The organism is Microcoleus sp. B9-D4 (genome assembly GCF_036705105.1).
Lineage (GTDB): Bacteria > Cyanobacteriota > Cyanobacteriia > Cyanobacteriales > Microcoleaceae > Microcoleus.
Genome location: NZ_JAUBTS010000002.1, coordinates 41,685 through 57,605, shown reverse-complemented (window position 1 = coordinate 57,605; position 15,921 = coordinate 41,685). Strand labels below are relative to the sequence as shown.

General features: G+C 45.4%; 12 protein-coding genes. 4 read left to right on the top strand and 8 right to left on the bottom strand.

Features of this window, described 5'->3' with window-relative positions:
* Positions 1-148: 148 nt before the first annotated feature.
* Entirely contained in the window at positions 149-1,441 is a 1,293-nt protein-coding gene (locus tag QUB24_RS01625) for an endonuclease/exonuclease/phosphatase family protein (RefSeq protein WP_333149988.1), read from the bottom strand.
* A 118-nt stretch (positions 1,442-1,559) separates the two neighbouring features.
* Complete coding sequence (gene gloA2, locus QUB24_RS01620; RefSeq protein ID WP_333149986.1) at positions 1,560-1,946, bottom strand: SMU1112c/YaeR family gloxylase I-like metalloprotein; 387 nt, start codon at positions 1,944-1,946, stop codon at positions 1,560-1,562.
* Between the two features lie 310 nt (positions 1,947-2,256).
* Here gloA2 and ilvC point away from each other — a divergent pair, with 310 nt between their 5' ends.
* The gene (ilvC, locus tag QUB24_RS01615) at positions 2,257-3,306 is read left to right on the top strand and encodes a ketol-acid reductoisomerase (protein WP_333149983.1); all 1,050 of its coding nucleotides are present in this window, start codon (positions 2,257-2,259) and stop codon (positions 3,304-3,306) included.
* Positions 3,307-3,607: 301 nt separating this feature from the next.
* Here the strand turns inward: ilvC and QUB24_RS01610 are convergent, their stop codons facing one another.
* Both QUB24_RS01610 and QUB24_RS01605 read right to left on the bottom strand, forming a co-directional pair.
* Positions 3,608-3,832, bottom strand: a complete 225-nt coding sequence (locus QUB24_RS01610; RefSeq protein WP_333149981.1) for a hypothetical protein — start codon at positions 3,830-3,832, stop codon at positions 3,608-3,610.
* A gap of 77 nt (positions 3,833-3,909) precedes the next feature.
* Complete coding sequence (locus QUB24_RS01605) at positions 3,910-4,095, bottom strand: hypothetical protein (protein ID WP_333149979.1); 186 nt, start codon at positions 4,093-4,095, stop codon at positions 3,910-3,912.
* Between the two features lie 86 nt (positions 4,096-4,181).
* Between QUB24_RS01605 and QUB24_RS01600 the strand changes: the two genes are divergently transcribed.
* Positions 4,182-4,304 carry a hypothetical protein gene (locus tag QUB24_RS01600; RefSeq protein ID WP_333149977.1) on the top strand — a complete coding sequence of 41 codons (123 nt, stop codon included), beginning with the start codon at positions 4,182-4,184 and terminating at the stop codon, positions 4,302-4,304.
* Positions 4,305-4,340: 36 nt separating this feature from the next.
* Here the strand turns inward: QUB24_RS01600 and QUB24_RS01595 are convergent, their stop codons facing one another.
* From QUB24_RS01595 to QUB24_RS01580, 4 genes are all read right to left on the bottom strand, one after another.
* Entirely contained in the window at positions 4,341-5,999 is a 1,659-nt protein-coding gene (locus tag QUB24_RS01595; protein ID WP_333149975.1) for an alpha/beta hydrolase, read from the bottom strand.
* Between the two features lie 375 nt (positions 6,000-6,374).
* Positions 6,375-8,375 (bottom strand): cation:proton antiporter domain-containing protein, encoded by a 2,001-nt coding sequence (locus tag QUB24_RS01590; RefSeq protein ID WP_333149973.1) that lies wholly within the window; start codon positions 8,373-8,375, stop codon positions 6,375-6,377.
* A 559-nt stretch (positions 8,376-8,934) separates the two neighbouring features.
* Positions 8,935-11,691, bottom strand: coding sequence for an NHL repeat-containing protein (locus QUB24_RS01585; protein ID WP_333149971.1), 2,757 nt, complete (start codon positions 11,689-11,691; stop codon positions 8,935-8,937).
* 312 nt (positions 11,692-12,003) lie between these two features.
* Positions 12,004-13,401: an amidase gene (locus tag QUB24_RS01580; RefSeq protein WP_333149969.1), complete on the bottom strand. Its 1,398-nt coding sequence runs from the start codon at positions 13,399-13,401 to the stop codon at positions 12,004-12,006.
* A 305-nt stretch (positions 13,402-13,706) separates the two neighbouring features.
* Here QUB24_RS01580 and QUB24_RS01575 point away from each other — a divergent pair, with 305 nt between their 5' ends.
* Entirely contained in the window at positions 13,707-14,975 is a 1,269-nt protein-coding gene (locus QUB24_RS01575) for a type IV pilus twitching motility protein PilT (protein WP_333149967.1), read from the top strand.
* Between the two features lie 61 nt (positions 14,976-15,036).
* Positions 15,037-15,837, top strand: a complete 801-nt coding sequence (locus tag QUB24_RS01570; RefSeq protein WP_333149965.1) for a circadian clock KaiB family protein — start codon at positions 15,037-15,039, stop codon at positions 15,835-15,837.
* Positions 15,838-15,921: the final 84 nt, after the last annotated feature.

Sequence of the window (15,921 nt, the reverse complement as noted above, 5' to 3'; positions counted from 1 at the left end):
TGTTCCACAAAAATTCAGTTTGATTGTGGGAATAACAGGCAAGATGCCTGTTCCACAAAAATTCAGTTTGATTGTGGAACGGGCATCTTGCCCGTTCCTCAAAATAGTGAAAGATCCGATTTCTAATCAGTCACTGCTTTAACTTCCTTCAAATGACCAAATCTGTAATTAACGGCAAATGATCCGAACCGACATTTCGGCCAGTACGAATCTTCAAAACACCAATTTCTTTGCTGACTAGAAAGTGATCGATCGGAATATAAGCCAGCGGCATAAAAGTCGGCCAAGTCGGTAAAATGCCAAAGCCCGATCGCGCATTTCGCAGGTTTGCGGTTTTTACCATATTTTTGTAGAATGGCGACCACATTGTGGTATTTAAATCTCCAACCACAATCAGCGGATTTTTTACTTGGGCTGCATACTCGCCGATGCCTGCTAGCTGTTGGTTGCGATCGATAAAACTCTCCTGTTTGACTGGCACAGTCGGATGAGCAAGAATCAGAGAAATGATTTTACCTTGAAATTTAACATCCGCAAACAAGCTCTTTCTTCTATTTGAAAAGGCTTTAACAGAAGAATTTTCTAAAGGTAGCTTGCTGTATATTGCACTGCCAAATCTCTCAGATTCTTGCTGGGTAGAAGAGTAAGGAAAAATCTCGCTTAAAACCGATAACTGTTTTGCCCAAGATGAGTTGACTTCTACAAAAACCGCGATATCAGGTTGTTCTGCTTTAACCAGCGATATCACCTCAGAATATCGCCGATTAGCCCTTAAAACATTTGAATGCAAAATCCGCAAGTTGTGTCCGGGCGTTGCTCCTGCAAATGCTGGCGCTGGAAAATACCAAGGAACAATTTCCGCCAAATTAATGATAATGCAAAATGCGCTCACCAGCCACCATATTTTTTTTGAGCGCACGAGAGCGAAGAATATAAAAGTAGAGAAACCAACCAGCAGATATTGTAGTTTAAAATGAGAACTCAATTCAAAAAAAATGTTAAATTCTCCCAAATAACCGACTATTGACAATACGGCATTTACAGTTGCTGCGATAATAAACCATTTTAAAATTACGTGCTTCAAGCTAAGGCTTTTGTTGGGATTGCTGTGCATCACCGCCCATTTGAGCTTGATTTTAAGGTCGTTGGTAATCGGCAATTTATCAATTTCTATTAGCAGTTGTTCTGGCTGTTCCAACACTCGCCGCTTTTGATAAAATCTCACCAGCAAGGTATCTACCACAAAATAACTAAAATAATTGGCAACAAATCCTGCAAATACCAACACACATACACCGACAAGCATACCAAAGGAACCGCCGACTTTGACCAAGCCCGACCAAACGGCTGCGTCACCTGTTTTACCTGTAGCTAATATGGCTATAAAGAGCATTAAAGCAGGCAATCCGACCGTGATTGTGTTTCTGATGATATAATCCATTATACAATTTTAGATTTTAGATTTTAGATTTTAGATTGGGAATGAATCATGCAGTTTTTAGGGCAATGCACACCCCACCTATTGACTTAAGAGCGACTTTACAAAATCGGGATACTCCTTAAATTTCATAGATTTCTAAGGGTAAGTTGTCGGGATCTATGAAAAATGTAAACCGTTTTTCTGTAATCTCGTCAAGGCGAATGTTTTCTACTTCTACTTGTTGGGATTTTAAGTAAGCAACTGATGCTTCTATGTCCTCTACGGCAAAAGCTAAATGTCTCAAACCGCAAGCTTCAGGATTGTTAACTCTTTCAGGAGGATGGGGAAATGAGAAAAGCTCGATAGTGTCGCCGTTTCCGACGCGCAAATCTAGTTTGTAAGAATTCCTCTCGGTTCGGAAAGTTTCTTTGATAATGGAACATCCCAATACTTCTACATAAAATTTCTTCGATGCTTCGTAATCCGAGCAAATAATCGCCACATGATGTATTGCTTTTATTTTCATATGAATAAAGTTAGTTAGTTGCGTTTTTCTGAGATGTTACACCATTCTCAATAAGCTTTTTATGAACAGGCTTTCCGGCCTGTTCCACAAAAAAATTTACTCTTTGTGGAACAGGCCGGAAAGCCTGTTAAGCGAGAATGGTGCAAGATGTGAGGTTTTTTCAAAAGCACAGCACGCTATTGACAATTATATTTGACGATCGCAGACTCCGCCACCAACGCTGCTAAATTCAGGGCGAGATCCCTTTGTTTTCCCCCGCTCAAATCTTAATAAAAAAAATTCTGTAAAAAAAGTACCCTACTTTGATAAAATGAGAGTTTTGCAGTCAATCACCCAATTTGCATCTCAGGAGACAAGCACTATGGCCCGTATGTATTACGACACCGACGCGAACCTAGACCTCTTAGCCAACAAAACGGTGGCTATCATCGGTTACGGTTCCCAAGGACACGCCCACGCGCTTAACCTCAAAGACAGTGGCATGAATGTCGTTGTCGGTTTGTATCCCGGTAGCAAATCTGCAGCCAAAGCAACCGACGCGGGTTTAACAGTTCACCCGGTAGACAAAGCAGCCGCCGCCGCTGACTTCATCATGATTTTATTGCCCGATGAAGTTCAAAAAACTATTTACAAAGAACAAATCGAACCGAACCTTTCTGAAGGAAATGTTTTAGCATTTGCTCACGGTTTTAACATTCACTTCGGCCAAGTTGTTCCCCCAGCCAATGTAGACGTAGTAATGGTTGCCCCCAAAGGCCCCGGACACTTGGTACGACGGACTTACGAACAAGGGGAAGGTGTTCCGAGTTTGTTTGCAGTATATCAAGATGCTTCCGGTCAAGCGCGCGATCGGGCAATGGCCTATGCTAAAGGTATCGGCGGCACCAGAGCCGGCATCCTGGAAACCACTTTCCGCGAAGAAACAGAAACGGATCTTTTTGGCGAACAAGTAGTTTTGTGCGGCGGTTTGAGCGCCTTAATTAAAGCTGGATTTGAAACTTTAGTTGACGCCGGATATCAACCGGAATTAGCTTATTTTGAATGTTTGCACGAAGTTAAACTTATCGTTGACTTAGTAGTAGAAGGAGGCCTCGCCAAAATGCGCGACAGCATCTCCAATACCGCAGAATACGGCGATTTAACTCGCGGCCCCCGCATCGTCACGGATCAAACCCGCGCCGAAATGCGTAAAATTCTCAGCGAAATTCAATCGGGTCAATTTGCCCGCGAATTCGTTCTCGAAAACCAAGCCGGCAAACCGGGCTTTACCTCCATGCGCCGTCAGGAAGCAGAACATCCTATTGAAGAAGTTGGTAAAGATTTGCGAGCTATGTTTAGCTGGTTGAAAAAGCAGGCTTAATCAATTTTAGATTTTAGATTTTAGATTTTAGATGGGAGTACAAATCTAAAACAGTCTGGACGCATAACCTCTCTCTGTAGGGTGTGCAATGCACACCTTACCGCTGGGAGGAAAATCTAAAATCTTAAGTTGAATCGATTACAGATTAGAGAGTGGATAAAAAATCTCAAACCTAAAATCCAAAATCTAAAATCGTACTGTTGGGCGAAGCGAAGCGTAGGGTTCGCTTCGCTTAACCCAACCTACAAGAAAATGGCTAGGTATTATTAGAGAAACCGGGTTTCTCGTTAGTAAATCAAAACTAGCGACTTGGAGTAGGGCTTTTTTCCAAGTTCTCAATCTCCTTCTCCCTTTGCTTGTTTGAATCTTTCGGCTTCACCCATGATGGCCACAACCCCACGAAGAACTTTCGACTGGCGACGCTAGTATCTCTTACAGGTTTCGGAAGAAAAGTTAAAGTGTCACCATAAAGGGTAAACAGGGCTATAAACAGCAGCAACAGCGGGATAAGATTTTTTTTAGGCATGGCCGTTTGGGAGTAAAGTTTATGAAAGCGCTTTGTTATATTTTGCCCTCGCACCGACCAAAAATATCAAAAACAGCTTAAGAAGAAAAATACACCCCTGGGGCTAAGCTACCGCGCATACAAAAGGAAAGGCTGCTAGTCGTAATCTCGTTTCCGCTGACATCGGAATCATAATTTTCCGAGTGCAGTGGGAGTTTCCCGTGTGTCTCCGCGCTCTCAGGAGCGATCGTCCGGCTCGCACTCAAGTATAATTTCCATGTCACCTTATTTGATATTACTACAAGTCTTTCTCATTAGTTATTAGCTGATGACTAATGACTAATGACTAATGATTAATGACTAATGACTAATGACTAATGATATTATGTCCGATCGATTGACGGCGATTAAAGGTCGGGGCGGGTTTACAGATTTTCCCGTTTCTATTCAATATCTTGGCGAACCCGCCCCTACAGAAATCATGGTTAATTGACCGGACATGATATGACTAATCACTAATCACTAATCACTACTTACTCCTTTGAATAAAAGTTTGCACTACTGTATTAATTTCCGGGGAAATTTCTGTTACTAGCCGCACCGGGATTGCCGATGTGGAAGCAAATTGCGCGTATTCTGGTGTTAGAAAGACTGCATATTTCTCAGCTTCGGCAGTTAGTTGAGCGGCGGTAGCCAAACTTACAGCTTTAATATAATTGCGTATGCTAGCAGCTTGGTCGCCGACAACTTCATCGCCGGTAATTACTGTGCTTGGTCTGCGAACTTGGTTTAAAGTTGTACTCGGATCTTTGACGCTTAAGTGCGTTCCTCCTACAAAACCGACTAGCCATTTAGGAGAGGGAATTTTCGGAAAGCCGGCAATTTGTTCGGCTAAGGCGGGAGTGGTTTTGTCGGCAGAAGATGCTACTATTAAGGTGGGAATCTTAATTTTACTTAAGCCCGTTTCTCCAAATAATAATGATGCGATCGGATTCATGGCGATCGCCCTTTTAATCCTCCCATCCCGCAATTGATACCGTTCTTCGGGCAATCCGGCTGCCGCGCACTGAATGCCTTCGCCTAAGCTGAACCCAATCAAATCGCCCTGACACCTTTGTTTGAGTCCGCTCAATTGCAGTTCGGCGCCGGCCACGGACAAGGCTGTAGCGCCGCCGAAGGAATAGCCAATTATTATCGATCGGTCGATCGCAATTTTCCCCTGCAAGTTATCATCAGTTTGGTTCAATTTTGTCAGTTCGTCGAGTACAAAACTGATGTCTTTGGGACGGTCTAAAAACTCTTGAGGAGCTAGCAACGGACACTTCCCCGCCATCGCAGCATTGGTGTTCGTCTCGTTGCTGCCGGGATGTTCTAAAGCTGCTACCACATAGCCGTGAGACGCCAAATGCTCGGCTAAGTAGCGTAAATCCGTGCGGACGGAACCCAACCCGTGAGAAAAGACGATCGTCGGTTTGTCGGCTGTCGCACCTCTTGACCAGTACACATCAACCGGAATAGGTCGATTGCGGGCGCTATCGTTCAAATCTAGCGCCCGTACCTGCACGACATTAGGGCCTGGCTGGGTTGGATCGAAAGGCAGCTTAAACGCGGGTTTAACCGCTGCTAACTGAGGTGTGATCGCCGCCATAAAGCGCTGAGTTTGCCAAAAACTTACGTTCATATTTCCCAAAACAGCGAAAGCTCGATCGAGATCCACCACGACCCGCGAGCTCGGATAAGATTCAATGAAACTCAATATAGATAAGCCTTCCGGCGCTTTTGCTCCCTGCACCAGAGCGGCTCGCAGCGCTTCCACACCCCCACCGTCGCGCCTGGGTATGACAGTAGTCAAATCCGTCAGGATGCCAGTGCCAATGCCCGTATTTAGCAAGTTGCTCAGGCCGACTACATTGAGGGGAATTTTCGCTTGCAGCGCCCGAAAAATTTTACTCCGCTGTTCGTCAGACAAGAGATTGGCATAAGCTTGCAGTTTGGCGGGGACTTTTCCTGTTTCTGCGAGTTCGCGCAAATCCGCAACCGATATTGACGATTCTAAAATACCTTTGCGGATAACAACCGTTTCTGCCGCTTTTACAGAGGATGTCGTGCCGCTGAAAGGATTAATCGAAATCGAACCCAAAACACTCGCCACCGAAGAAAACCATCTGAAATTTGGTCTGATACTCATTTTTACCTTATTGAACTAGAGGAGATATATCACCATATTCTCAAAATTCTCCCAGATACCGAGAAATTGTCCTAGATGCCGAGAAATTGTCTCCATCGGAGTGCGATCGAAATTAGTTTGGAAAAGTGCGATCGTCCGGGCTTTAGGCGGGTTGTTTTTGAATGATTAAACCGCAGAGGGCGCAGAGGGCGCCCAGGAAGAGAAGAGAGATAGGAATAGTGTCGGTACCAACGGATTTGATATTAATCGGCAGCCCGAAAAGTACAAACTTCGGGAGTTAGTTATCTCATGGACGGTTGCATCGGATGGATGAGGATTAAATTTTAACAGCAGATAAATGCAGGTTCATTGCATCATCTGCGGTTAAAATATTCCTCAAGATACAGGAAAATAAACAACAAGCATCGAAATATTTTGGTGAGTCCGGGCGATCGCTTCGGGTTCTTTGAGCGTTCCAGGTTTTTCCCACAAATTCTGGTGAGAAATAGTTGTTAAAATCAGCAAATCGTGTTCTAACAAATTCTGCGAAACTAGCTTGATAAAATTTCCCCGCACCCGATTTACTGGTATCTCAGCAAGAATTGCCACCTCCGCCGCACTTTTATCGCTTTTTTCCCGTTGTGTCGTCACCAACAACACTTGCAAATTCGCCTTAAGTTCCTCGGCCAAACTCTTAGCAATATCCACGGTTTCCTGAAATCCAAACCGAGTCAACTCGCTGTCAGTTACCGCCAAAATAATTCTGGCTGTATTCTGGAGAGGATCGGGAAATCGAGCAATCAGTACGGGTACGGGCGATCGCCTGATCACATTGTCAATTATGCTGCCAAAAAAATTGTCGCGAGTCGTGGAAAATCCCTTCCAACCACAAACTATTAAACTAGCCTCACGTTCGGTTGCACTCCGCAGAATTCCGCGATCGATCGCATCATCTATCCTCGCTATCGGTTCAACCGCACAAGCAGCCGCATGGGCGACAGTTTCCGCAGCCGTCAAAAGTTGAGTTTGCTGCATTTTATCTGCAGGTGAAATTGCTTCCCCGCGATCGGACAAAATATGCAGCGGCAGCAAAGTTCCCTGATATCTTTTTGCTAAAATCAAAGCCAAACGCAGCAAATTATCTTCCGTATTCGGATTAGCAACAGGTACTAAAACTCGGTCTCCCCATGAATGCTTTCCCGAAGTAGCAGTCGGCAAACTCGACCCCGGCTGCTGCATTTCTTGACCCCACCGAGATACAATCCAAGGAGAAGCGACACAAGTTACTAAAATCATGGCAATGATGCCGTTCACCGTTACGCGATCGACCAATTTAATGTCAAAAGCAACCGTAATCGCAGCCAAAGTAGAAGCAGCTTGAGCAACAGAAAGACCGAACATTACCATAATGCTGGGAAACTCAAAACGAAATAATTTCCCCGGTAGCCAAGCTGCCAAAAACTTACTCACCACCTCAGCTAAAATCATCACCGCAGCCACCAACAAAGACTGCGGCTGCTTTACCAAAATTAGCGGGTCAATTAACATCCCCACAGAAATCAGAAAAAACGGCACAAACAGCGTGTTGCCAATAAACTCAATCCGATTCATCAGGGGACTCATTTTGGGAATAATTTGAGTAATGGCAATTCCCGATAAAAATGCACCAATAATTGCCTCAATTTCAATTAGTTCTGCTGCGTAAGAAACTAGAAATAGGGTTGCCAATACAAATATAAATTCGGCATTTTCGTCGTGTCCGAATTTCTTAAAGAACCAGCGACCGATTTTGGGAACTCCCCACAAAGTACCAAAAGTGTAGATAGCAAGAGATGGAATGAGAAACAGCCAAAATTCGAGAGTTAGATTTCCTTTGAAAGCTTTAACAACAATTGCCAGCACCAACAGCCCCAACACATTCGTAATTAAAGTCCCGCCCAAAGTCGTAGTAATAGTCTGAGTTCGCATCAATCCCAATTTTGTGAGAATTGGCAGCGCTAAAAGGGTGTGCGTAGCAAAACAAGAAGCGACTAAAATTGCAGCCAGCCAGCTATATCCCAACAGCAGCATCGCTCCTGTCCCCAATATCATCGGTAGCGAAAAAGTAGCCAGCCCAAATATGACAGCTTTGTCCGCATTGAGTTTGAGGTCATCGAGGCTAGTTTCCAGCCCCGCTAGGAACATCAAAAACAGCAATCCTACAGTACCTAACAAAACAATAGTAGCGTCCCGTTGCAGCAAATTGAGACCGTTGGGCCCGACAATTACGCCAGCAATAATTAAACCGACTATTCCCGGCAATCGCAAGCGCTCAAATAACAGCGGCGCGAGTAGCATGATTGCTAAAAGAACTAGAAAAACGGGAACGGGGGCGGTAATTGGCCCGGAAGTTAACATAAATTTCACCCTAAATATTGGCAGCGAACTGCTACCATATTTAAAAGGAAATAATCAAAATGTCTATCAATCTAAAGAGGTATTCTCAATATATTACAGGGTAATTGGTAATAAGTAATACTGGGCGCGAGTAACTCGGTTTATTGGTAAAATATGGGTTTGATAACTAGAAATTGGGTGGATCGCGAACTCCGATTAAAAAAACTATATTTTTGTCTGGAGGCACAAAAAGCAGGTTAAGAGTCAAAATAACAGGTTGTGAGCGATCGACATTAACGCCGAAACCTGGTTTTTGATCCTATTTGCGTTCACCACTATGTAGGTATCAAATGCAAGGGGAAACAGACATATATCCCAAGATGGACTTTGGCAAACTCGGTCTAATTCAGAAACCCGGTTTCTTAAAAAAACCGGGTTTTTCACCACAACAGACGATTTAAATGGGTTAGTCTTGGACGCGAAAAAACCGGGTTTCTACGCAACATACTTAACCGTACCCTTACGGTAGCTAAGTATGTATTTCTTGTCAAGATTTGTCCATCTAATTTTCAATGATAGGCTAAGCTAGCGACACAATACTAGCTCGCTCGTAAGGCAATCTGTTTGTCGGCAAAACCTCCAGATTAATTTGCAACGAATCCAAAGCCGGATTTTCGGCTAGCAGCTTTTGCGTCAAACTCTTATTAAGAATTTCCCAGAAATCTGTTTCATTGGGATAATTAGTCAAGAAACTATCGATGCTTTTGTAAATCGGCACAAAGTCTGGATACTCATCCTGCGTAATTCCTGGTTTGTACTGATATTTGACATCCATATTGAGGTTATTCAAACCCTGGTGATCGATCGAGTAATTAGGAATCTTGAAATCCCATGCTTCACCTAATTTACCATCTTGAGTGCGAGTAACGGTACTGCTGCGATCGTAAGGCAATCGGTTCGTCGGTAAAACATCCAAATTAACCGTCACCGACGAAATTGCCGGATTGTCAGCAAGCACTTTTTCGGTCAGATTTTTGTTAACAATTTCCCAAAAATCAGTTTCGTTCGGGTAGTTAACTAAAAGATTGTCAATGCTCTTGTAAATCGGCACAAAATCAGGATACTCAGAATTTTGAATCCCGTCTTTGTACTGATAATTTACATCAATATTCAGGTTGTTTAACCCTTGATGATTAATTGGGTAATTTGCCAATGTAAAATTCCATTTCTGCGTCAGTTGAGCATCGGACGGAAAGAAAGAAATTCCTATTGGACGCTGTAGCTTGCTGTCGGGAGGGACAAAAATAGAACTGTTACTCGATCCAGGATTCCCCGATATTGGCAGCGGTTCGTCAGTCTTGCCATTATACCGCAAAACAGCGCCGGCACCGTTAGCATTAGCGCGGTTGTCAAACCCCACTACAAACAAATTGCCGATCGGCGAAAAAGCCAAACTACCTACATAATTGCTACTGGGGGAAGTATCAGTATAATTGGTAGATAAAACCTTGACCAATTCCCCACTTCTTAAATTGTAGCGCCTGATATCGTTAGCAAAATCGCTGACATAAAGGTCGCCGTCAGCGGGCCCGATTGCCAGTCCCAAAAGACTTGTAAATCCCTGACTCCGAGGCGAAGGATCGGGCGAAGCAAAGATACTTGACTGCCGGGTTTGGGGGTTGTAACGCAGCACCTGACTGGGGAAACCTGCGCTATAATCTGCTTTACCATTGCGAGCAACACTCCCCTGCGTTGTCACGTACAAATTGCCGTCAGGAGCAAACAGTAAACCGTTCGGGCCATTCAATCCTCCCGCTTGCTGATTTCCCGAAGCAAATACATCAATAAACTGTCCTGTTTTGCCGTTATATCGGAGAATTTGGTCACTCAAAAAACTGCTGACATAAAAATTACCGTCAGGGCCAAAAGCTAAACCGTAAGGGCGAAACAATCCGCCAGTTTCATCGACCGCCGTGTTCGGATTATCCCCGACAAACTTGTCAATAAATGCGCCAGTAATTCCGTCATACCGCAATACCGCAGATGCTGTCGGTTCTCCCGAATTTCCGGGCTTGTCGCCGCTAGTAACGTAAATGTCCGACTTATCATCGCCATTGCCATCTGGCCCAAAAACGATCGTATCTGGATTGGACAAACCGCCGCTTCCCGGTGGAATAAATTCGCCTAGAAAATTGCCGGTATTGCCGTCAAACCGAAGTACATTATTTCCCCGGCTATTGCCAACTAGGAAAGTTCCTTGAGGATTGCTGGGTTGAGTGCGAGTAACTTTGCTGGTGCGGTTGTAGGGCAAGGTTTGGCTTGGCAGAACGTTGAAATCTATCTTGATTGCCGCCAATCCAGGATTTTCGTTGAGGATATTTTGAGTCAAGTTTTTATTGACAATTTCCCAAAAATCAGTTTCGTTCGGATATGTGGTTAAAAAGTTATCAATGCTCTTGTAGATTGGCACAAAATCGGGATATTCATTGGGAGCGATTTCCGGCTTGTACTGGTAATCTATATCGAGATTGAGCTTGTTCAATCCTTGGTGATTTATTGCGTAGTCTTTGACTGAAAAATTCCAATCTTCTGTGATTTTGCCCGATTGACTGCGGAAAACTGTACTGGCGCGATCGTAGGGCAATCTCTCTGTTGGCAAAACTTCCAGTTGAATCGTAACATCTGTCAGTACCGGATTTTCATTAAGCACCTTTTCTGTCAAATTTTTGTTTAGAATTTCCCAAAAATCTGTTTCGTTCGGGTAGTTAACTAGGAAATTATCAATACTTTGGTAAATGGGAACAAAATCTGGATATTCGTTCGGGGTAATTCCCGGTTTTAACCCGTAACCAACTTTGAGGTTGAGGGTGTTTAAACCTTGGTGTTCGATGGTGTAATCTTTAAAATTGAAAGCCCAGTTTTCATCAGGAAATAGGGAAGAAGTTTGGGATAGGGAGAGTTCACCAACAGGTAAAGCCATCCCTGTCAGTTCGTCTATCTCACCTTGAGTGGAGGTAGCGGTCTGGGATTTTAGACTACTATCAACTTTAATATTGTCGCTTCCTGACGATTGGAGACCGAAGTCGGTGGATGGCCCAAAAAGGCCGTTAGCGAAGCCCTCGTAGAGGATCGCACTACCAGTCGCAGCCGCCGCCCCATCGGGTTTTTGAGTCAAATCGTAGCTGGTATTAAATAAACCATTGGTATCGCCGACGGCGCTTGGGCTGAGCGGATTTAAGCGATCGAACTTACTGAATAAGTCTAGTATTTCCGCTGAAACACCCGCAACATTTCCCGGAATCGGATTTTCTGGAAACCGTCCTGCTGTGTTAAACATAAGCTATTTTTTTTAGATACACCCGCCATCGGGAATAATTTTGAAAAAATTATAGCCTTTTTCCACAAAATGTCAAGTACCTTAAGAAGTGTTTTATATTTATTTACCCAAATTAAACTTGAAATTTGTCCCCTTTCTCAATCCTATCGTTTGCCGTTGCATCAATATTGTTCAAATGTCAAACAGATTGTTCAAATGTCAAACAGTCAATAAAAATTTATGCGAAAAACCGGATTTCTAGTTCCCCGCACACAAATCCTGATTTGGCATACCCCTAAAAAAGGGAAATGTGATTTTATCCCTTGCTCTTCCCTATTTAAAATCTAAAACCGGGAAAGGTTTCGCCGCTTCCATCTGCGCTGCTAAAGCTATTAAAGTTGCTTCCGCCGCTGGCCGCCCGATAATTTGAATTCCCACGGGCAAACCGTTGTTATCTAAAATGGCAGGAAGTGCGATCGCAGGCAAACCGCTAGCATTAAACGGCGGACAAGGAGCAACCCAATTAATAATGTGCTGCAAAGTTTCTTCAAAACTCAAATCCGCCCACTCCCCAACCCGGATTGGCGAGTGCATATAAGTGGGCAAAACTAACACATCAAATTTTTCAAAGAATCCCACAATCCGCCGTGAAATCACCTGCATTTGATTCACCGCCCGCAAATATTCCCCAGCCGAAATAGTTCTTTCTAACAGCCAGCGATTCATCGGTTCCAAAGCAGGGCCTGGAATGCCGCTTGCAGCCGCCCCCGACTGCCAAATTGCGATAAACGGTTCGATTAAACCCGTAAAATCCGGGCATCCAGGTTCGACATCATGACCCAAATCAGTCAATAATTTTACTGTTTCGAGTACCGCTTGCTGACAGATAGGCGCAGCCTCGCCCACAGGGGAAATAGTCGTAGAAAACGCAATTCGCAGTTTGCCCTGCTGTTGACGGGAAGCCTCTAGAAAAGTCGGATTTGAATCTGGTAGCCAGTACGGATCGCCTGTTGTGTAGCCTGACATCACGTCCAAAAGTGCGGCGGCGTCAGCTACAGTGCGCGCCAGTGGGCCGTTGGCAGAAATGCCACTGAGGTAATCTCCGACAGGTGCCCAGGAAACTCGCCCCCGCGATGGTTTAATGCCCACTAAACCGCAGCAGGAAGCTGGGCCTCGAATCGAACCGCCGCCGTCTGAACCTTGGGCGATCGCGCATAAACCTGCTGCTACAGCGGCCGCTGAGCCACCGCTGGAACCTCCGGGTGTATAGTCTAAATTCCAGGGATTGCGCGCCGGTGGGAAACCTTCTGGTTCGGTGTAAGGTAATGAGCCAATTTGAGAGGTTGCTGTTTTCCCCAGAATGTTAAATCCGGCTGCTTTGATCCGCCATACTACTGACTCGTCGTAGGCAGAGATGTTACCCAGCAAAGCCTGAGTGCCGTAAGTACACGGAACGCCGGTAACTGGTGTCAAGTCTTTAATGGCGATCGGCACTCCGAAAAAAGGTGGCAATTCCTGTGGCTTGTTTAACCCAGCTAGTTTTTCGGTTTGAGATTTAGCCAGGGCGATCGCCCGCTCAGCCGTTACAGTAAAATAACTGCCCAGCTCAGGGTTTAATCGCTCAATGCGTTCCAAGTACAGATTGACAATTTCTAAAGGCGACACTTCGAGGGCGCGGATCGACTCCGCCAACTCCAAAGCTGGAGTAAAAGCCCGATCGACAGAATTCATCCGTTTAACTCCTTAATAGTTGGGCAAAGTATAATTTAATACTTTTAAATTGTGGCAAAGTCTTTTGATTAAGAAATTTATCCAAAAAAGTCAAAAATCCATATTTGATCATATATCGAGAGTGATGACATCCTCCAATTGGCAGAATAGTTCCTTAGTAGTGCAGCACTACGACCCCCTCTTAGGATAGACTGAGAACAACAGTTAAGCTTTTGTGCAAGAGACGCACAATGGCGATCGGCATTGTTCAACTCCCACAAATCATCTGTTCGAGTCAGCCTTCTCACCAACTTAAGGTAGCGCATATGACACAACAGCATCCGCCAGCTCCTCGCCCGCCCGTACCCGGAGCCCCCCCACCGCCAGGAATGCCCCGCCCTCCAGCTCCCGGGATGCCCCCCAGAGCAGCAGGAATGCCACCAGCACCGCCCCCCGCACCAGCACCAGCAGCGCCACCCGCACCAGCGCCGCAATCCTTCGCCACACCTAAAAGCCCGATATCTAGCAGCGGCGGATCTCCGACTTTGAAAGAGCTAGTCATGCGAGCCAAAGAAGAAGGAGTATCCGACCTTCACCTCGGAGTAAACGAAGTTCCCCGCTTCCGCAAGCGGGGCGAGATTGCCGACATCGGCTATCCACCGACGGATTTAGATACGTTTTTTGGCTGGTTGCGGGAGTGCATGAGCGATGAAGAAATTGAAATTTTCCAAAAAACCCTAGACTTTGACGGCGCTTTCGACTTCGGGTTCGTCCGCATTCGGATCAGTTGCATGGACTCCTTGGCCGGCCCGGCAATGGTACTGCGGCTAATTCCTGCCAAAATATTGACAATGGAGGAATTGAAACTGCCGGAGGTATTTAGGAAAATATGTGGCTACCACAAAGGGCTGATTTTGGTGACAGGCCCGACAGGTTCGGGTAAGTCTACCACGTTGGCCGCGATGATCGACTACATCAATAAGAATAAAGCCTACAATATCATCACGATCGAAGACCCCGTAGAATTCGTACATGAAAGCAAAAAATCCTTGATTAAGCACCGGGAAGTCGGCAGGCACACCCTCAAGTTTATGAGCGCTCTCAAAGGCGCTCTGCGACAAGACCCGGATATGCTGCTAGTAGGAGAAATTCGGGACAGAGAGACGGTGGAAATCGCCCTCAAAGCCTCTCAAACCGGTCACTTAGTTGCAGGAACCCTGCACACCAACAGTGCGGTTAAAACCCTGAACCGGATTCTTGATATGTTCGGGGCGGAAGAACAGGATGCCATACGGGTTTCCATTTCCGAATCCCTAGTGGCGATTATTGCTCAACTGCTGTGCAAAACCACAGACGGAAAGCGGGCTGCTTTCCACGACGTTATGATCAATACTGACGTGGTTAAGGAATACATTCTGAAGGGCCAGAATGAGGAAATCAATCAAATCATGATCAAAGATACTTATGAAGGCATGACGACGATGAATAAGTCGCTCTACGGCCTTTATCAAGAAGGTCGGATTACTGAAGAACTTTGTGTAGAGAACTCGCCGTTCCCGAACGAAATGGCTCAGATGCTCCGAGGTCGAGTCTAAAGGTCGAGTGTTAACAGTTAGCAGTTAACTGTTAACTGTTAACTTTTATTGGTGTACTGAATTGAAAGTCGATCGCCCGATTTTGCCAGAATTTTTCAAAGGCATTGCGCTGTTTACGCCAGGGGGAGACTTAATCTATTGCATAGACCCCCACAAGCAAACTCGGTGGCATTTGCAGTTGTGCGTAGCTCTACAGGAGATCCTCGGTTTGTCGGAACCGCCGCATTTTCTGATACCTTGCTACACGGCAACCGTTGACTCCTGGCTCGATCCAGGCGATCGGCAGGTGCGGGTTGCTGCCGAGGCTTACCCCCCCGTGCTGCGACATCAAACGCTGCTGAACGCCATTTTTGGGACTGGCGACTTAGTGTGGCACCCCCGGAGCGAAGAAATGTGCGAACCGATGGCGATTGCTACTTATCACGAACAATTCCCCGAACTTTGGGAAAATCACGACTTAGTTGTACAGTATGCCAGCCCCGAAGCTCGATCGGACGGCAGTAGTTCGATAGTAACTCCCTTGGGCTTTCCGCAATCGCAGCAGACTCGGCTTCCCAAACGAACAGCACTCACGCCACCGCCACAAACTCAAGGGTACGTTTTGCGTCTGTTTGTTTCCGGCAGCAACCCCAGCACCGAACGCACCCTCGAAACTTTACACCAGTTCTTAGAGCAATGCCTCGATCGTCCCTACACTTTAAAAGTAATTGATGTTTTGAAACATCCAGACCAAGCTGAGGCAGATCAGATTTCAGCAACTCCTACTTTGATTAAAATCTGGCCGAAACCCGTGCGCCGAATTGTCGGCGAATTGAACGATAATGAAAAAATAGTGCGGCTGCTGAGCTATTCGGAATTTTAGATTGGGGCGAGGATTTTTGCGATTATTTAATACGGGCGATCGCGGTTTTAGTAGCGATGGAATTAAGAACATTTAGTAATTCAG

Excerpts from the sequence above, each read along its gene's own strand:
- QUB24_RS01625 (WP_333149988.1), bottom strand. The coding sequence starts at position 1,441 with ATGGATTATATCATCAGAAACACAATCACGGTCGGATTGCCTGCTTTA.
- ilvC (WP_333149983.1), top strand. The coding sequence starts at position 2,257 with ATGAGAGTTTTGCAGTCAATCACCCAATTTGCATCTCAGGAGACAAGC.
- QUB24_RS01600 (WP_333149977.1), top strand. The coding sequence starts at position 4,182 with ATGACTAATGATATTATGTCCGATCGATTGACGGCGATTAAAGGTCGG.
- QUB24_RS01575 (WP_333149967.1), top strand. The coding sequence starts at position 13,707 with ATGACACAACAGCATCCGCCAGCTCCTCGCCCGCCCGTACCCGGAGCC.
- QUB24_RS01610 (WP_333149981.1), bottom strand. The coding sequence starts at position 3,832 with ATGCCTAAAAAAAATCTTATCCCGCTGTTGCTGCTGTTTATAGCCCTG.
- QUB24_RS01585 (WP_333149971.1), bottom strand. The coding sequence starts at position 11,691 with ATGTTTAACACAGCAGGACGGTTTCCAGAAAATCCGATTCCGGGAAAT.
- QUB24_RS01595 (WP_333149975.1), bottom strand. The coding sequence starts at position 5,999 with ATGAGTATCAGACCAAATTTCAGATGGTTTTCTTCGGTGGCGAGTGTT.
- QUB24_RS01590 (WP_333149973.1), bottom strand. The coding sequence starts at position 8,375 with ATGTTAACTTCCGGGCCAATTACCGCCCCCGTTCCCGTTTTTCTAGTT.
- QUB24_RS01580 (WP_333149969.1), bottom strand. The coding sequence starts at position 13,401 with ATGAATTCTGTCGATCGGGCTTTTACTCCAGCTTTGGAGTTGGCGGAG.
- gloA2 (WP_333149986.1), bottom strand. The coding sequence starts at position 1,946 with ATGAAAATAAAAGCAATACATCATGTGGCGATTATTTGCTCGGATTAC.